This is a genomic window from Oceanicaulis sp. (genome assembly GCA_040112665.1).
Classification (GTDB): Bacteria; Pseudomonadota; Alphaproteobacteria; order Caulobacterales; family Maricaulaceae; genus Oceanicaulis.
In genome coordinates this window covers 1739378-1756606 of the sequence record CP157796.1, presented here as the reverse complement: position 1 = coordinate 1756606, position 17229 = coordinate 1739378, and the positions used below count along the sequence as shown (strand labels likewise).

Below are 17229 nucleotides of genomic sequence, written 5' to 3'. Positions count from 1 at the left end.
CTATGGTGCGCGCCTACCCGCCCGAACCCGCGAGCCCCCATGCGCCCTCTCCTTCTCGCCCTGCCGCTCCTCCTCGCCGCCTGCGCCAGCCCGGCGGTGGAGGTCGCGGCCGATCCCTACGCGGCGGAGCGGCCGATCACATGGCGGCAGCTTCTGGACAGGCCGCGTGAGGCGGCTGACGCGCGCATCGCTTACGGGCCTGGCGATAACGATTACGGCGAGCTGTGGCTGCCTGACGCGGCCCGGCATGGAGACGGCCCGCATCCGCTGGTGGTCATGATCCATGGCGGGTGCTGGCGGGCGGAGATCCCGGGCACCATCCTGCAGGATCAGCTGGCCGCCGACCTCAAACGCCGCGGCTATGCGGTGTGGAACCTCACCTATCCGCGCGTCGGCCATGCGGACGGGGCGTATCCGGGCACGTTCGCGAGCCTGGCTGCGGGTATGGACACGGTGCGCGATCTCGCCGCGGCGCACCCGATCGACGCAGGGCGCGCGGTCGCGATCGGCCATTCCGCCGGCGGGCATCTCGCGCTCTGGGCTGCGGCGAGGCCCAACCTGCCCGAGGGCGCGCCGGGCGCGAGCGAGGATCCGTTCACGCCCCGCGCGGTGATTTCGCTCGCCGGGCTGAACGATCTTGAAGACTACGCCGCCACCGGTCCCGGCCGCTGCGGGGAGCCTGATATCGTCGCCTCGCTCGTCGGCGAACGCGAAAATCCTTACGCCGACACCAGCCCCGCGCGGCTTCTGCCGCTCGGCGTGCCCCAGGTGCTGATCGCAGGCGGGCTCGACCCGATCGTGCCGGTCGATCTGGTGGGCCGGTATGCGGACATCGCGATCGCGGCGGGCGACGAGGTCACCTTCATCGCGCCGGAGGACGCCGGTCATTTCGAGCTGATCGATCCGACCGCGCCGGCCTGGGCGGTCATCCTCGCCGAGATCGACGCCGCGCTGGATTAGGCCGGCGGGTCGAACCGGCCTTCGAGACCGGACCGCACCGCCTCGGCGGCGTCCTCGGGCCTCAGCGCGCGGGCGAAGCGGAAGCCCTGGCCGAAATCGCAGCCCAGATCAGTGCAAAGCGCGGCCGCCTCCTCGGTCTCCACGCCCTCGGCGACGATGGTCATGGCGTAGGACCGGGCGATCGAGACGACCGATTTCACGATGGCGCGGGCCGCGGCGTCCGCGAGCGCGGCGCGGATGAAATACTGGTCGATCTTCACCGAATCGAACGGAAAGCGATCAAGCCGGGAGAGAGAGGAATACCCGGTCCCGAAATCGTCGATGGCCAGAGAGAAGCCTGCGGCCTTCAGCGTCTTGAGCGCCGTTTCCGCTGCGTTGGGATCGGCCATCACTTCGGTCTCGTTGACCTCGAGCTTGAACCGGTTCGCCGGAAGGCCCGCCGCCTCGACAGCCTGAACAAGGCTATCAGCAAAGCCCGGCGCGCAGATTTCTCCGGCCGTGGCGTTGGCCGCGACGAACAGCGTCTGCGCGCCGCCCGCCGCCCGCCAGGCGGCCGCGTCGCGCGCCGCGCTGGTGCGCACCGCCTCGCCCAGCGTCCTTGTCAGCCCCTGCTCGGCGGCGAGCGGCAGGAACTCGTCAGGGCCCATCACGTCGCCGTCGGGCCGGATCCAGCGCGCCAGCGCCTCGAAGCCGGCGAGCTTGCGGGACTTCAGGTCCACGATCGGCTGGTGGAAGGCTGTGACCTCTCCGGTCTCCACGGCGGCCTTGAGCGCGGTCTCGAGATCGATGCGGGCAACCCCGCCCTCTGGGCTCGCGCCGGCGGGGATGAGCAGGCCGCGCCAGGCGCCGGGTTCGCCCCGGCCGATCAGCCGGGCGTAGCGGACCTTGCCGTCCGCCCCGATCAGCCGCAGCCGGGTGTCGCACGCCTCGCCGGACCGCACCCGGTCGAGCACGGCGCGGTCGCCCGGCGCGAGCCGGTCGGCGAACGTGTCGAGGGTGCCGGGCGCGGGGTCGAGCCCCAGGACCGAACAGCCGCCCTCGATGACGAACGCGCCGTCCTCGATGACCAGTCCGACCGCGCCTGCGGCCTTCGCGCCCGATGCCAGAACCCCTGTCATGTCAGCGGATCGGGTCGCCGCGCAGGATCGCGAACTTCAGATGATCGCGCCACTGGCCGTGGATCTTGAGGTATTGCCGCGCCACGCCTTCAGGCGTGAACCCGACTGATAGTAGCAGCTGGCGCGAGGGCTCGTTGTCGAGCCGCGTGGCCGCCTCGATCCGATGAAGCCGCAAGGGCCCGAAGGCGAAGGACAGCACCCGCCTGAGCGCGGCGCGGCCATGACCCTTGCGCACATAGGGCGCGCCGATCCAGTAGCCGATATCGGCCGCCTGCAGCACGCCGCGCCGGACATTGTTCAGGTTGCACGCGCCGATCAGAACATCGTCGCTCGCCCGGAAGATGAAGAAGGGATAGCCCGTGCCGTTATCGACATCGGTCTGGTAGCGCTTGAGCCGGCGCTTGTAGGCCGAGCGGGTCAGCTCGTCCTCCGACCAGGCCGGCTCGAACGGCTCTGTATGCGCGCGGCTCGCGTATCTGAGCTTGGCCCAGGCGTCATAGTCGTCGAGCGCGGGATGGCGAAGCCTTATCCCCTCGCCCCAGAGCACCTGCTCGTGCGTGTCTTCGCGCCAGAGCGCCATCGCCGTCCCCGGACCGGTAGTGGAGCACATATAAGACGGCGCGCCGGGCCGCGGTTCAAGCGAAGAGGTCAGGCACGGTTACTCCCGTCTCAACCCTATGCGCCCAGTCTTGATGTGAAAGGCCAGCCACACCCCGATCAGGGCTATCGCCATCAGAAACCAGGTCAGCGCATAGGCGGCGTGGCGCTCCGGCGGGGTCTGGGCGATGTGCGCGGGCGGGCCGCCGCCTTCGCGCGCCAGCCAGAACGCGCCTGAAAGCCCTTCGCCTTGCACGCCCAACGCCTCGGCCATGCCTTCAGGATCAAAGGCGTAGAACCCGTCCTCGCCGCGCGCCGGCGTGAAGGGTCCGGGCCTGACGGGGCGCTCGAACCGCCAGCGTTCGACTGTTTCGGCCTCGGCGCGGGCGAGCCCGGCCGTGCCTGCGGTCTCAAGCGGTTCGAAGCGCACCTCGGCCAGGATCGCCTCGCCTTGCGCGCAGTCCGGCAGGCTGACCGCCGCAAACCAGCGCCAGCCCGGCGCCCCGTCCGCATTTCGGCCGTAGACCTTCACATAGGGCGCGCCGATCGCCGCGCCAGTGAGATCGACGCGGCGGCCGGGCGCGGCCTCGCCAGTGCACAGCGCGTCCAGTCCAGCGAGCGGGGCGTCTTCTGTGGCCTGGTATTCAGCCAGGAGCTCCGCCTTCCAGGCGCGCCGGTCGAGCTGCCAGCTTCCCAGCCAGACGAGCCCGGCGAGCCCGGCGACGGTGAGCAGCGTCAAAAGCGGATAAGGGCGAAAGGTCATGGGGGTCGATATAGGGCGCACGGCGCCCCCCTGTCACGGCTTCAGGAATCGCCAGACCCGAGCGAGCGCGACGTCCTTGTCTTCGAGATCGCGGCTGACCTCGGCCTCGTAGCGCGCCACGATCTCGAGCCGGGCCCTGGGCAGGAAATACCGCCCCGGATCGCCGATCAGGACTTCCGCCCCGCGCCTTGAAAGCCCGTCGAGCCAGGCGGCGATGCGTTCACCGGCCGGGCCCTCGTAAAAGACGTCGCCAGCCAGCACGACGTCCCAGCCCCGGTCCTCGCCGACCAGATCGGCGAGCTCGGCTTCGATCGCGGCACCGTTCAGCGCCGCGTTGGCTTCAGCGGCGGCGACGGCGAACCGGTCGATCTCGCTCGCCTCCACGCGCGCAGCGCCGACCTTCGCCGCAGCGATCCCGGAGATCGCACAGCCGCAGGCGAAGTCGAGCACGCGCTTCCCCGCCACCGTCTCGGGCGCGTCGAGCACGTAGCGCGCCAGCGCCTGACCGCCCGCCCAGGCGAACGCCCAGAACGGCGGCGGCAGGCCCGCCTCGCCCAGCGCCTCCTCGGTCTTCTCCCAGACCGGAAGGCTCTCGTCGGCGAGATGAAGCGCGATCTCCGGCACGAGCGGCGCGGCGGCGATGCGCGTGTTCTCGGCGAGGAAGCGAGGCGGATCGAAGGGCAAGCAGTTGTCCTTAAGTGGGTCGCCTGCGGCGAAGCGGCGTGTTTGGCGACCGCCCGCCTTCGCTAGGGCTTCGGCGAGGCAGCCTTCGCGCCTTGGGAACGCTCGCCGAGCCGAAGCGCCGGAGGCGTGAAGGCTGGTGCGGGCGGCCGGGCTCGAACCGGCACGGGCGTTTCCGCCCAACGGATTTTAAGTCCGGTGCGTCTACCAATTCCGCCACGCCCGCGTCGCGAAGGCTCGCCCTCGCACTCATACGAAACGGGCCGGCCTTGTGGAAGGCCGGCCCGTCAGCACGCCGTGCATATCGCGGCGAACGCCTAGCGTTTGATCTCGTCCTGGCGGTTGATGATCTTGCCGCACAGCCCGTATTCGACCGCCTCTTTCGCGCTGAGCCAGAAGTCGCGGTCGGTGTCTTTCTCGATCCGCTCCATCGGCTGGCCGGTGGCTTCGGCGAAGATTTTGTTCAGGCGGTCGCGCATTTCGCGCATCTCGCGGACCTGGATCTCGATGTCGCTGGCCATGCCGCCTGCGCCGCCCGAGGGCTGGTGCAAAAGGAAGCGGGTGTTGGGCAGCGCGTAGCGGTCTTCCTTCTCCGCGCCCACGAAGATGAGCGCGCCCGCGCTCGCCACCCAGCCCGAGCCCAGGGTGATGACCCGCGGTTTGATGAACTTCATCGTGTCGTGGATCATGTCGCCGGATTCCACGTGGCCGCCGGGGCTCGAGACCACCATCAGGATCGGCTCGTCGGATTTGGCGGACATCGCGAACAGCTGGGCGCAGACGCGCGCGGCGACCTTGTCGTTGATTCCGCCGGTGACCAAGATGGTGCGGTTGTCGAACAGCGCCTTGCCGACGAAGTCGACCGGCTTGGTCGCTTCCTTGTCGACGTCTTCTTCCTCGTCGTCGTTGCGGATGATGCGGTCGTCGAAATGCGCGGTCATGAACTCACCTCGGCCGGGTCTTTCGGGGAGGCGCGACGGACGAAGGCCGGCGCGCGGAAAACTGCTCTCGCCCGGACCCTAGGGCCGGTCTCAGCCTGCGGCAAGGCGGGAGCGGAGGGCGAACTGCGCCCTCCGCTCCCGCCTTGCCTTCCTCACTCCCACTGACCCGGCCGCGGCAGCGCCTCCTGAGCGGCGGCGGCTTCGGCCAGACCCAGAAGCTGGACGAACTCGGCGCGATAGCCGAACCGGTCCTCGCCGCGTGCGCCCTGCGCGATCTCCGCGGCGTCGGCGAAGGTGAAATCGCCCAGATAGTCGTCGCCGCGCAGAAGCTGGGCGTAGGCGGCTGCGGCGATCGAGAAGCGCACGTCCGCGCTCGCCCGGTCGAAGGCGCGGAAGTCGTACTGGGTGATCGGCGTCTCGATCAGACGGCTCTCGTCCTCGCCGGGGCGCTTGTAGCGCATGCGCAGGAAGGCGTACTCGCCCTCTCCGCCCTGTGCGCTCGCCGCCGGCTGGTAGCGCAGGCCGTCGAGCAGGCGGCCCTCGCTGTCGGGTCCGGCGATCTCGTAGATCGCGGTGACCGAGTGGCCCGAGCCGATCTCGCCGGCGTCGACTTCGTCATTGTTGAAGTCCGCCCGGTCCAGCGCGCGCGTTTCGTAGCCGATCAGGCGATACTCCGCGACCATGGCGGGATTGAACTCGACCTGGATCTTCACGTCGTTCGCGATCGGGAAGAGCGTCGAGCTCGCCTCCTCGACCAGCAACCGGCGCGCTTCGAGCAGGCTGTCGACATAGCCCGCCGTGCCGTTACCGGCCTGGGCGATCTTCTGCATCATCGCGTCGTTATAGTTTCCGCGCCCGAAGCCCATCACCGACAGATAGACGCCGCTGTCGCGCTTTCTGGCGACGAAGTCTTCGAGCCGCTCGTCGCTGGTCACGCCGACATTGAAATCGCCGTCGGTGACCATGATCACGCGATTGACCGCCTCGGCGTCGAAATTGCGCTCGGCGAGCGCGTAGGCGAGGCGCAGGCCCTCGCCCCCGGCGGTCGATCCGCCCGCGCTCAGCTGATCGAGCGCGGCTTCGATGCGCCCGCGATCAGAGACCGGCGTGGGTTCGAGCACCGTGCCCGCCGCCCCGGCGTAAACCGCGATCGCGACCGTGTCGTCCGCGTCGAGCTCGCCCAGCATCATGCGTAGACCCTGAAGCGCCAGCGGCAGCTTGTCCGGGCTCGACATCGAACCTGAGACGTCGATGAGGAAGACCAGGTTCGCCCGCGGCCGCTCCTCGGGGATCACGTCATAGCCCTGCACCCCGATATGGATGAGCTGGGTGTGCGGGTTCCACGGCGTGTCGGTCACCGTCACCGACGCGCGGAACGGATCGTCCGCGGTTTCAGGCAGCGGGTAGGCGTACTCGAAATAGTTGACGACCTCCTCGGGACGGATCGCGTCGCGCGGCGGCAGGACGCCGGAATTCAGCGAGCTGCGTGCGAGCGAATAGCTCGCCGTGTCCACGTCGATGGAGAAGGTCGAGACCGGCTCTTCTGTCACAGCCTTGACCGGGTTGGGCTCGACATCCTCGAAGCGCTCGCGATCCTCGGCGTAGCCAGGCGGGACGGAGGCGTCGTCAGGCCGTGCGAGGCGCGCGCCGGAGACCGCGACCATCTCCATCGCATAGCCGGGCGGCGGTGGCGGTGGCGGAGGTGGCGGCGGCGCCATGGGCGGCGGCGGAGGCGGCATGGGCGAGATGTAAGACCCGTTCTCGCATGCCGCGAGCGCGATGAGGCTTGCTGCGCAAGCCAGGGCGAGTTGTCTGGAATTCCTAGGCGTCATGGAGCGTCCCCTTGTCCTGACCTCGCCGCCACGCTCGGGTTCGATCAGGGCGGAATTGGGGACATATTCAGATTTCAAGGCGCCGAAGTTCGGTCTCCACGAGGGCGAGCGCGTCTTCGTCGGTCGAGCGCGCCACCAGCGCCACGCCGCGGCGGAACCCGCCCTCCCCGTCATCCTCGAACCAGGGATAGGAGCCCAGAGAGACCCCGTCATGAGCATCCTGGATCGCGGCGAGCCGTTCGGCGATGTCGCCCTCGCGCGCGCCTTCGAGACGGACGGTGACCGAGCGTGTGACCTTGCCCCGCGTCAGCCGCGGCGCGACGTCTTCGAGCATGCCGCGCGCGATCTTCGGCACGCCGGCGAGCACGAAGACGTTCTCGAGCTGAAAGCCCGGCGCGCCGGTCACAGGGTTCTCGATCAGCACCGCGCCGTCGGGAATCCGCGCCATGCGCAGCCGCGCCTCGGTCAGCTCGGTCGCACTCTTCTCATACCAGGCCTCGAGGATCCGGCGCGCGTCCTCGCGCACGCCGATCGATCGCCCGAAGGCTTTCGCGACCGCGTCGGCGGTGATGTCGTCATGCGTCGGGCCGATCCCGCCGGTGGTGAAGACGTAGGTGCAACGCTCCGACAACGCCTGCACCGCCTCCACGATCGCGTCCTGTGCGTCGGAGACGATGCGCACTTCGGTGAGCCCGATCCCGAGCGGAGCCAGGAATTCGGCGATCTGCTGGACGTTGATGTCCCGGGTGCGGCCCGAGAGGATCTCGTCGCCGATCACCACCACGCCGGCCGTGGGGGAGGTCTCGCTCATGCCCGCCTTCTTCCGTTCTTGCGCCGCCTCGCGCCGGGACTATGGTGCGCGAGCGCGAAAAGTCCAAGCGCGCCCGCACGTTCGCGCGCGCCGCAGCGGAGCCCTCACCCGCGATGAACCTCGACCCCGAAAGCCTCGGCTGGGACCTGCCCGCCCCCTTCCTGCGGACCGCGACTGCAAAAGGCGACGATATCGACGTCTTCGGCCATGTGAACAACGCGGTCTATCTGCGCTGGGCCGACGAAGCGGCCTGGGCGCACTGGGAGCACGCCGGGTTCGGCACGGAGACCTGCGCCACGCTCGACCGCGGCATGGCGATCGTCCGGACCGAAGCCGATTATCTGGGCCATGTCCGCGAGGGCGAAGACATCGTCTGCGCGGTCTGGATCCCAGCCTCCGACGGCCGGCTGAGGGCCGAACGCTGGTATCAGTTCCGCCGGGCGCGCGACGGCGAGACGGTGTTCCGCGCGGTCACCAAGCTCGTCTGTTTCCAGCTCTCGACCGGAAGGCCTGCGCGCATGGCCGGCGCCTTCGCCGAGCATTACGCCAGGCCCGATCCCGCGCTGGCCGAGGCGGCCGCGCGCTTCATGACGGAATCGAAACGTTGAGACCGGAGCGCTCGCCCCTATAGTCCGCGCGGTTTTAATCCGGCTTCGGGGATTTGCTTCATGCATCGTTTTCTTATCGCGGGCGCGAGCGCCCTTGTTCTGTCCGCCTGCGCGACCGGCGCATCGGAGACCCAGATCGCCGCGCCTGACGGCGTTCAGGCCGAGGTGAGCGCCTCGGCGATCGAGGCGCATATCCGTTTCCTCGCCGACGATCTGATGGAAGGCCGCTCGGCCGGCGAGCGGGGCTATGACCTCGCGGCGAATTATGTGGAGGCGCAGTACCGGGTGATCGGGCTTCAGCCGGGCGGGACGGACGGCTACCGAGCCGCGGTTCCGCTTCAGACCATGACTCCGGTGCCCGAGATGGCGCGCTTCGCCATAGACGGCGAGGCGATGACGCCGGGCGAGGACTTCATCGTCTCCGCCTCGGCCCATCATGACGAGAGCGACGTGACGGCGCCGGCGGTGTTCGCGGGCTACGGCCTGGTGGCGCCGGAATACGGTTTCGACGCCTATGACGGCCTCGATGTGGCGGGAAAGGTCGTTGTCGTGCTGGCGGGCGCGCCGGACGGCCCGCCGTCCGATGTCGCCGCGCATCTGAACTCCACACGCACCAAGGCCGCTTTCGCCGCTGAAGCAGGCGCGGCAGGCCTGATCGTGATCCCGGCCGAGGGCCTGACGCGCTGGACCTATGAGCGCATGGCCGCCCGCGCGGCGTCGCCCTCGATGACCACGGCGGCGGCCTCGGGCGACGCCCGGCTTCAGGTCGAGGCGGCGATTTCCGAAGACGCCGCCGCGCGCCTCTTCGCCGCCGCGCCGCAGAGCTTCGCCGATATCCTGGCCGCCGCCCGCGCCGGCGACGCCATCGAGAGCTTCGACCTCGGCGCTGAGGTGTCGCTGGCCCAGGCCACGACGCGTGAAAGCTTCGAGGACGACAACGTGGTGGGCGTCCTGCCCGGCTCGGATCCGGCCCTCGCCGATCAGCCGATCGTGGTGACCGCCCATCTCGACCATATCGGGATCTGCCGGCTGGAAGACGCCGAGGACCGGATCTGCAACGGCGCGCTCGACAACGCGTCGGGGACCTCGATCATGATCGAGACCGCCCGCGCGCTGGCACAAGGCGAAGCGCTGCGGCGTCCGGTCGTGTTCGTCGCGCTGGCCGCCGAGGAGCGCGGCCTTCTGGGCTCGGCGCATATCGCGGCGAACCCGACCCCGGCGATGGCCGGCATGGCGGCGAACATCAATCTCGACATGCCCGTGATCCGCTACCGGTTCAACGACCTCATCGCCTTCGGCGCCGAGCACTCCACCCTCGGCCCGCTCGCCGAGACCGCGGCCGACCGGCGCGCGATCACCCTCACCCCCGATCCCCTGCCCGAACAGGCGCTGTTCGTACGGTCCGATCACTACAATTTCGTGCGCGAGGGCGTGCCGAGCCTGTTCCTGATGACGGGTTTCTCGAGCCCCGATCCGGCGGACGACCAAGGCCAGGGCTTCCTCAATTTCCTCGGCGGCGACTATCACGCGCCCGGCGACGAGGTGGAGCAGGTCCTGTTCGAGGAAGGCGCGAAATTCGCCGAGATCAATCTCGAGATCATCCGCGAAGTCGCAAACGCCGACGACGCGCCGGCCTGGAACGAAGACAGCTTCTTCGGGCGATAAGGCCGGTCAGCCGCTGATCTTGCGCCCCGGCCGGCTCCATCGCCGCGCCGGGGCGTTTCATTTGGGCGGGCGCGTGATAAGAAGGCCCGCACTGACGAACGGAGCATGACGTGACCGAGACCGAGACCGCGCCGGTGCGCGACGGCCAGATCAAGCGCCACGGGCCCGAGGGCTTCGAGGGCATGCGCGCGGCGGGCCGCATCTCGGCCTCTGCGCTGGACATGCTGGTTGATTTCGTCGAGCCGGGCGTCACGACCCAGGCGATTGACGATCGTGTGCGCGAGCATTTCCTGGCGCACGGCGCGGTGCCCGCGACCCTGTTCTATCGCGGCTACACCAAGTCGAGCTGCACCTCGATCAACCATGTGGTCTGTCACGGCATCCCCAACGACAAGCCGCTGAAAGACGGCGACATCGTCAATATCGACGTCACCTGCATCAAGGACGGCTGGCACGGCGACACGAGCCGGATGTTCATGGTCGGCGAGCCGCGCCGCAAGGCCGAGCGGCTGGTCGAGGTGACCTATGAAGCGATGATGCGCGGGATCGACCAGATCAAGCCGGGAAACACGTTCGGCGATATCGGCCGGGCGATCCAGGACTACGCCGAAAGCCAGCGTTTCTCGGTGGTGCGCGATTTCTGCGGCCACGGCCTGGGGCGGCTCTTCCACGACGCGCCGAACGTTCTGCATTTCGACGAGCCGGGTCTTAAGACCGCCGTGCTCGAGCCGGGCATGTTCTTCACCGTCGAGCCGATGCTGAACGCCGGAAAGCCGAACGTGAAAGTGCTGTCGGACGGCTGGACCGCGGTGACCCGCGACAAGTCGCTTTCGGCGCAGTTCGAGCATTCGGTGGGCGTCACCGAGGACGGGGTGGAGATCTTCACCAAGTCCCCCGCCGGCCTCGACCGGCCGCCCTATCTCAAGGCCTGAGGCCGGTTCCAGTCACGGCCCGCGGGGCTTGACGCCCCGGCGCGCATCGGTGTTTCTGCACCGCAGCAATTTCTCGATATTCCGGAGCAGCACATGGGTTCGGTCCGCGTCGATCTCACCGGCCAGACGGCCGTCGTCACCGGCTCCACGTCCGGGATCGGCGCGGCGCTTGCCGAGGGTCTGGCGCGGAACGGTTCGAACGTAGTGCTGAACGGGCTGGGCGATCCCGATGAGATCGAGGCGCTGCGCGCCCGCATCGCCGAAGAGCACGGCGTGACCGCGCTTTATCACCCCGCGAACATGCTGAAGCCCGAGGAGATCGCCGATCTCGTGCGCTTCGCCGAAGGCGAGCTCGGCCGGCTGGACATCCTCGTGAACAATGCGGGCATCCAGCATGTCGCCCCGGTCGACGAGTTTCCCGAAGGCAAGTGGGATGCGATCCTCGCGATCAATCTTTCAAGCGTGTTTCACGCCACCAAGGCCGCCGTGCCGATCATGCGCGCCGCCGGCCGGGGCCGGATCGTCAACGTCGCCTCGGTCCACGGGCTCGTCGCGAGCCCCTACAAGTCCGCCTATGTCGCCGCCAAGCACGGGGTGATGGGCTTCACCAAATCCGTGGCGCTGGAGACCGCGCGCGACGGGATCACGGTGAACTGCCTCAATCCGGGCTATGTGCAGACCCCGCTCGTTCAGAACCAGATCGCCGACACCGCGAAAGCGCGCGGGATCACCGAGCAGGAGGTGGTCGAAAACGTCATGCTCGCCGCCCAGCCCACCAAACGCTTCGTCACTTACGACCAGCTTGTCGGCGCGCTGCTCTATCTCGTGAGCGAAGACGGCGCGAACATGAACGGCCAGGCCATCACCGTGGACGGCGGCTGGACGGCGAACTAGGCCGATGGCCGGCGCGCCGAAACCGGTCTCGCTCGCTCTGCAGGGCGGCGGCGCGCACGGCGCGTTCACCTGGGGCGTGCTCGACGCGATCCTTGAAGACGGACGGCTCGATCCCCGAGCGATCACGGCGACCAGCGCCGGCGCGATGAACGCCTGCGCCTTCGCCATGGGCCGGGTCCAGGGCGGCAGCGACGGCGCGCGCGAAGCGCTGGAGCGGTTCTGGCGTGCGGTCAGCCGGGCGGGCGGGCCGCTGAAGCCCGCCGGGCTCGGCCGGTTCTTTCCGATGCTGGACGCGTTCGCGCGGCTGACGAGCCCCTACGACCTCAATCCGTTCGGCTACGATCCCCTGCGCGACATTCTCGCAGAGCAGATCGATTTCGACGCGGTCCGGGCCTGCGAGGAGACACGCCTGTTCATCTGCGCGACCAGCGTGACGACCGGCCGGGCGCGCGTGTTCACCGGCGAAGAGGTGACCCTGGACGCGGTCAGAGCCAGCGCGGTGCTTCCGTTCATCCACCAGGCCGTCGAGATAGACGGCGAGCCTTACTGGGACGGCGGATTCACCGGCAATCCGGCGCTCTGGCCGCTCTTCTATGCGGACACGCCGCGCGATCTTCTGGTCGTGCACATCAACCCGATGCGCCGCGAAGGCACGCCGAAATCGGCTGCAGACATCATCGACCGGGCCAACGAGATCACCTTCAACGCCAGCCTCCTGGCCGAGCTGCGCGCGATCGCCTTCGTCAAACGGCTGATCGGCGAGGGCCATCTCGGCGATGCGCAGAAAGCCCGGCTGAGAGACATTCTTGTGCACGCGATAAGGGCCGACGACGCGCTCGCGGACTATCCGGCGAGCACCAAGTATGAGACGGGCTGGCCGTTCCTGACGGCGCTCAGAGACCGTGGAAGGCAGGCCGCGCTCGCCTGGCTCGACGCGCACGCCGACGTGGTGGGCGAACGCTCCACGGTCGATCTGAAAGCAGAATTTCTGGACGGCTGACCGCTCAGGCCAGCCCGAACCACATCAGGATCCCGCGGATCGCGCCGAGCGGGGCGAGCACGAGATCGAAGATCAGCCACAGCCATTTCAGCATCATCGCGTCGCGGACCACCGCGGTGATCCAGCCTGCGAGCATCACCACGCCGAGGCAGCCGCCGCCGCCCACGCATCCGTCGTCCCGATTGATCACGATCCGCGCCATGACCCTACGCTAGCAGGCCGCGCCGAAGCGGTGAACCGCTGCGGTCAGGCCGTCTTCAGGACGCCGTGCCGTCTTCAAGGCGCGCGGGCTCGACGAGCGTGGAGACGATCTGCTCGATCAGCGCGATCTCTTCGTAAAGCGCACGCACGCGCTCCTTCTCGGCGAGCGGGCTGAAGACCGAGCCGGGCTCGAACTTGTCACCGGTCTCCGCCGCGATCAGAAGCTCGCCGCGGCCCGCGCCTTCAGCCAGCGTCTCGTCGAACACGCAGCGCACGTTCGAACCCTCCAGCAGCGCTTCAAGCCTGAGAAGCCGCTCCATGAAGCTCGGGGTCAGGATGTAGCGCGCCATCACCTGATCGGTGCCGTAGACCTCGAAGAGTTTCTCGAACTTCGGGTCGACCAGACCCACCCGGTCGAGCTTGCGCCCCGCCCGTCCGAAGGTGCGCGCGCCCCAGCCCTCGAAGGCGTTGAAAACGCCCATGTCGCGGGCGACCAGGATCACGCCCTCGATCGTGCGCGGAAAGCTGACGCGAACGATCACGCCGCGGAAGACCGTAACGTAATAGGTCCGCTTCTTGGTGCGCCGGCGTTGTTCGAGATGGGCTTCGTAGACTTCGAAATCCGCGCCATGAGTTTCGCCGGCGAAATGATCCTCGAAACTGGTGCGGTCCGCGCCGGGAAGAAGGCCGAACGCCTGAAGCTCGCGGCATCCGGCGGGGCGCGGCGGTTCTGCGGCGTAGCGAAGACCGAAGGCTTCCGCGACGCGGGTGTTGAGCCCGGCCTTCAGCTCGGTTCTGAGTTCGCCCAGCGGCGCCCAGCCCCAGCCCATGACGAGGGCTGCGAGCAGCACCCCGCCGATCACCGCGACCGGATCGGGCGCGTTCCAGATCGCCGCGAGCACGCCGGCTCCGGCGCCGGCCAGGATCGCCAGCGGGACCGCACGCCAGAAGCGTTTCACCCCGGCCTTGCGCCGGTCTTCGAGGCCTTCGAGCCAGGGGCGGATGTCTTCCCAGGCGGTGTCGAGCGTGCGCATGCCCTCTCCCCGGACATGAAAACGGGCGCCGGTCGGCCCGGCGCCCGCATCAGATAACGACGCCGGACACGCGCCTAGCGGCGGCGGCGGGCGATGCGTTCGATCTCGGCCTGGACCTTCTCTTCGACGATCCCGGGCAGGTTTTCATCCAGCCATTGCTTGAGCATCGGGCGAAGCAGTTCGCGCACGATGCCTTCAAGCGTCTGGCCCTGATCGGAAGAAACGCGCAGGTTCTCCGACAGCGCGGCGAACATCCCGGCCGCAGCGCTGGCGGGCGCAGCATCGACCAGGCCGTCCTCGTCCTCTTCCGGCGCGGTCGCCGCAGGCTCGGGTTCGGGCTCGAACGCCGGCTCGTCCTCGCGATCGACGATCATCAGATCGTCGGCCGCCGGGATCGGCTCATCGGCGGCTTCAGGCTCGGGCTCTTCCTCGACGCGCTCGGTCAATTCCAGAACGTCGTCGGGTTCGCCTTCGAGTTCGGCGTCAAAGACGGGTTCGGGCTCGGGTTCAGGCTCCGCCGCAGCTTCAGGCTCCGGCTCAGGCTCAGGTTCGGGCTCCGGAGCAGGTTCAGGCGCCGCGGCCTCGGCCGGCTTTTGCTCGTCGTCTTCGTTGATGATGCGCCGGATGGAGGCGAGAATTTCCTCCATCGTCGGTTCCTGTTCGGCGTTTTCCTGGGCCATGGAAGATCCTTCATCCGTCGAGGGGAAACGGCTTAGCGCAAGGTTAGGCGCGCGCAGCGAGTCCTGTCCAGCGCGCGGGCGCCGTTTATCTCAGCCTTAGTCCCAGGGCGTTAAGTCGAAGTTGAAAAGCCCGGCGCGTTCGAAGCCGGAGTCGTATTCCTCAACCGGCAGTGCCAGCCGGCCGGTGTGAAGAAGGCCCATAGCCTGCATCAGCGCATAGCTCGCCACTGTCAGATCGCGTTCGGCGCGCACCAGTTCCAGCCGCGAGTTCAAGAGTTCCTGTTCGGCGTTGAGCACGTCCAGCGTGGTCCGCAGGCCCACGAACGCCTCCTGCTCGACCCCGTCGAACGCGATCTCGTTCGCGCGCACGGCTTCACGGCTCGATTCGATGACCGCGAGCGCGGCCAGATAGGTGTTCCAGGCGTTCGAGACGCCCTCGATCACCTGGCGGCGCGCCGACACGCCCTGAAGACGCGCCTCGTCGGCGACGGCGCGCGCTTCGCGCACGCGCGAGCGGTTCAGCCCGCCGGTGAAGATCGGCACGCTCACCTGAGCGCGGACCGTCGCAGACCCGCGCGCCTGGCCGGTGAAATCGGATTCGCGGTTCTCCGACGCGCTCGCGCTGACCGAAACTTCCGGCAGAAGCGCTCCGCGCGCGATCTGAACACCCTCTTCAGCCGCGATCTCGGCGAACTGGGCGGCGAGCAGATCAGGATTGTTGCCGAGCGCCACGTCCAGCGCGTCGGCGTAGCTTTCGGGAACGAAAGGCGCGCCGTCCGGATCGGCCGGCTCGACCGGCTCGATACCGGTGACCCGCTGATAGGCGGCGCGCGAGGCGGCGAGCGCGGCCTGCGCGGCGGAGAGCTGGGCCCTGGCGCCCGACAGCCGGGCCTCGGCCTGGGCGACGTCGGTGCGGGTGATCTCGCCGACCTCGAACCGGTCCTGCGCGGCCCGCAGCTGCTGGGCGAGGACTTCGACGTTGTTGGAGCGGATGGCGAGGATCTGCTGGTCGCGCACGACGTCGGAATGGGCGGCGACCGCGGCGATCAGGATGTCCTGCTCGACGCTGCGCAGCTGCTCCTGGCCCGCCTCGATCCGCGCCAGGGCGGCGTCGATCTGACCGGAGATCCGTCCGCCGCGATAAAGCGACTGGCTGAGCGTCACGCCGTAGCTGGCCTGGCCCCCTCCCGGCTGGCCGAACGGTCCGCCGCCCCAGGTCTCGCTTTCAGAAACGCCGGCGTCTGCCGACAGCTGCGGCAGTCGGCCGGCGCGCGCCTGGAAGTATCCTTCCTCGGTCTGCTCGAGCCGCGCCCGCTGTGCGGCGAGCACCGGGTTGGAGGCGTAGGCCGCGCTGAGCGTCTCTTCGAGCGTTTGGGCGTTTGCTGCGCCGAGAAGCGTGGTGAGCAGCGCCGCTGCGGCGGCCCCGAGCCGGAAATGTCGCATGATGAACTCGCCCCTTCGCCGGCCTTGACGCGCATCTTCCCTGCGCGCCGTGCATGATATGCATGCCCACAGGTGAAAAGGGAAGTGAACAGCGTTCACTTTTCGGAGAATTAATGCGCAGCGGACTTCCTGCGCAGACCTAGAACTCGAAGCTGCTCACCGGCTCGAAGCCGGGCAGATAAGGCGGCGCGGCGTCGAAGACCGCGCGTTCGCCGGTCACGCCTCTGGCTTTGGTGTAGATCATCGCGCGGCCCACGACGCCGTCGCGTTCGATGACCGCGAGCCGGCCGCCTTCGGCGAGCTGCTCGATCCAGGCCGGGCTGGGTTCGGCCACCGCGCCTTGCACGATGATCACGTCGAACGGGCCCTGCCCGGGCACGCCTTCGGCCAGATCGCCCTCGATCACCACGGCGTTGTCCGCGCCCACTTTCGACAGCCGGTCGGAGGCTTTCGCCGCGAGACCGCTGTCGGCGGTTTCGAGCCCGATCACCGTTTCGGCGAGCCGGGCCAGGATCGCGGTCGAGTAGCCGCGGCCGCAGGCGATGTCGAGCACCACGTCCTTGGGGCCGATCTTGGCGGCCTGGACGAGCTTTGCGAACTCGCGCGGGCGCAGCATGGTGCGGTTCTCACCCACCAGCACCTCGGCGTCGGCGTACGCCTTCGCGATCTGGCTTTTCGGCACGAACAGCTCGCGGGACGTCTCGCCCATCGCATCCTGGATGCGGTGATCGGTGACGTCGGAGGGGCGGATCTGGCTGTTGACCATCGCCAGGCGGGCCTTCGCGTAATCGTACATGGCGCGGCGCGTGTCCTCGTGGATGGAAAGGTCGGGGCCGTCTATAGACCCGCCGGTTTCCATCGGGCAAGGCCGCCGCGCGGCGCGTACGCCGCGGCGCTGAGCTTGCACGGCCGATCCGTGTTGCGGGCGCGGCCGTGTTTGGGTAAGCATCGTCGCCCGTTCCGGCTGGCGCCATGGCGGAGTGGTGACGCAGAGGACTGCAAATCCTTGTACCCCGGTTCGATTCCGGGTGGCGCCTCCAGAACGGTTCGCCGGATACGAAACGGCCGG

Annotated in this window: 18 protein-coding genes and 2 tRNA genes; 7 read left to right on the top strand and 13 right to left on the bottom strand. The window is 68.6% G+C overall.

The window, feature by feature from the left end:
• The first annotated feature begins 39 nt into the window (after positions 1 to 39).
• Positions 40 to 960, top strand: a complete 921-nt coding sequence (locus tag ABL308_08425) for an alpha/beta hydrolase (protein XBQ14986.1) — start codon at positions 40 to 42, stop codon at positions 958 to 960.
• On the opposite strand, the gene ABL308_08420 is transcribed toward ABL308_08425, so the two are convergent.
• The 8 genes from ABL308_08420 to ABL308_08385 all read right to left on the bottom strand — a co-directional run bounded on the left by ABL308_08420 (position 957) and on the right by ABL308_08385 (position 7703).
• The gene (locus ABL308_08420) at positions 957 to 2078 is read right to left on the bottom strand and encodes an EAL domain-containing protein (protein XBQ14985.1); all 1122 of its coding nucleotides are present in this window, start codon (positions 2076 to 2078) and stop codon (positions 957 to 959) included. The genes ABL308_08425 and ABL308_08420 overlap by 4 nt on opposite strands.
• A 1-nt stretch (position 2079) precedes the next feature.
• Positions 2080 to 2658, bottom strand: a complete 579-nt coding sequence (locus tag ABL308_08415; GenBank protein XBQ14984.1) for a GNAT family protein — start codon at positions 2656 to 2658, stop codon at positions 2080 to 2082.
• A gap of 78 nt (positions 2659 to 2736) precedes the next feature.
• Entirely contained in the window at positions 2737 to 3438 is a 702-nt protein-coding gene (locus tag ABL308_08410) for an SURF1 family protein (GenBank protein XBQ14983.1), read from the bottom strand.
• Positions 3439 to 3471: 33 nt separating this feature from the next.
• A complete protein-coding gene (locus ABL308_08405) occupies positions 3472 to 4122 on the bottom strand; it encodes a 50S ribosomal protein L11 methyltransferase (protein ID XBQ14982.1) in 651 nt (216 codons plus the stop codon).
• 134 nt (positions 4123 to 4256) lie between these two features.
• Positions 4257 to 4345 (bottom strand) — tRNA-Leu (locus ABL308_08400).
• Between the two features lie 91 nt (positions 4346 to 4436).
• Entirely contained in the window at positions 4437 to 5060 is a 624-nt protein-coding gene (locus ABL308_08395; GenBank protein ID XBQ14981.1) for an ATP-dependent Clp protease proteolytic subunit, read from the bottom strand.
• A 152-nt stretch (positions 5061 to 5212) separates the two neighbouring features.
• Positions 5213 to 6730, bottom strand: a complete 1518-nt coding sequence (locus tag ABL308_08390) for a VWA domain-containing protein (protein ID XBQ14980.1) — start codon at positions 6728 to 6730, stop codon at positions 5213 to 5215.
• A 229-nt stretch (positions 6731 to 6959) separates the two neighbouring features.
• On the bottom strand, positions 6960 to 7703 hold the full coding sequence (locus ABL308_08385) for a molybdopterin-binding protein (protein XBQ14979.1): 744 nt from the start codon (positions 7701 to 7703) through the stop codon (positions 6960 to 6962).
• A 113-nt stretch (positions 7704 to 7816) separates the two neighbouring features.
• Between ABL308_08385 and ABL308_08380 the strand changes: the two genes are divergently transcribed.
• The 5 genes from ABL308_08380 to ABL308_08360 all read left to right on the top strand — a co-directional run bounded on the left by ABL308_08380 (position 7817) and on the right by ABL308_08360 (position 12802).
• Positions 7817 to 8311 carry a thioesterase family protein gene (locus tag ABL308_08380; GenBank protein ID XBQ14978.1) on the top strand — a complete coding sequence of 165 codons (495 nt, stop codon included), beginning with the start codon at positions 7817 to 7819 and terminating at the stop codon, positions 8309 to 8311.
• 60 nt (positions 8312 to 8371) lie between these two features.
• Entirely contained in the window at positions 8372 to 9976 is a 1605-nt protein-coding gene (locus tag ABL308_08375) for a M28 family metallopeptidase (GenBank protein XBQ14977.1), read from the top strand.
• Between the two features lie 110 nt (positions 9977 to 10086).
• Positions 10087 to 10908, top strand: a complete 822-nt coding sequence (gene map / locus ABL308_08370; GenBank protein ID XBQ14976.1) for a type I methionyl aminopeptidase — start codon at positions 10087 to 10089, stop codon at positions 10906 to 10908.
• 93 nt (positions 10909 to 11001) lie between these two features.
• Positions 11002 to 11802, top strand: coding sequence for a 3-hydroxybutyrate dehydrogenase (locus ABL308_08365; GenBank protein XBQ14975.1), 801 nt, complete (start codon positions 11002 to 11004; stop codon positions 11800 to 11802).
• A gap of 4 nt (positions 11803 to 11806) precedes the next feature.
• On the top strand, positions 11807 to 12802 hold the full coding sequence (locus tag ABL308_08360) for a patatin-like phospholipase family protein (protein XBQ14974.1): 996 nt from the start codon (positions 11807 to 11809) through the stop codon (positions 12800 to 12802).
• A gap of 4 nt (positions 12803 to 12806) precedes the next feature.
• On the opposite strand, the gene ABL308_08355 is transcribed toward ABL308_08360, so the two are convergent.
• The 5 genes from ABL308_08355 to ABL308_08335 form a co-directional block, all read right to left on the bottom strand.
• Positions 12807 to 13004 (bottom strand): hypothetical protein, encoded by a 198-nt coding sequence (locus tag ABL308_08355; protein XBQ14973.1) that lies wholly within the window; start codon positions 13002 to 13004, stop codon positions 12807 to 12809.
• A gap of 55 nt (positions 13005 to 13059) precedes the next feature.
• The gene (locus tag ABL308_08350; protein XBQ14972.1) at positions 13060 to 14037 is read right to left on the bottom strand and encodes a DUF3137 domain-containing protein; all 978 of its coding nucleotides are present in this window, start codon (positions 14035 to 14037) and stop codon (positions 13060 to 13062) included.
• A 74-nt stretch (positions 14038 to 14111) separates the two neighbouring features.
• Positions 14112 to 14717: a DUF2497 domain-containing protein gene (locus ABL308_08345; protein ID XBQ14971.1), complete on the bottom strand. Its 606-nt coding sequence runs from the start codon at positions 14715 to 14717 to the stop codon at positions 14112 to 14114.
• A gap of 96 nt (positions 14718 to 14813) precedes the next feature.
• Positions 14814 to 16160, bottom strand: coding sequence for a TolC family outer membrane protein (locus tag ABL308_08340; protein XBQ14970.1), 1347 nt, complete (start codon positions 16158 to 16160; stop codon positions 14814 to 14816).
• 139 nt (positions 16161 to 16299) lie between these two features.
• Positions 16300 to 17067 (bottom strand): protein-L-isoaspartate O-methyltransferase, encoded by a 768-nt coding sequence (locus ABL308_08335; protein XBQ14969.1) that lies wholly within the window; start codon positions 17065 to 17067, stop codon positions 16300 to 16302.
• Positions 17068 to 17126: 59 nt separating this feature from the next.
• Here ABL308_08335 and ABL308_08330 point away from each other — a divergent pair.
• Positions 17127 to 17200: transfer RNA gene (locus tag ABL308_08330), tRNA-Cys, on the top strand.
• The last annotated feature ends 29 nt before the right edge of the window (positions 17201 to 17229 follow it).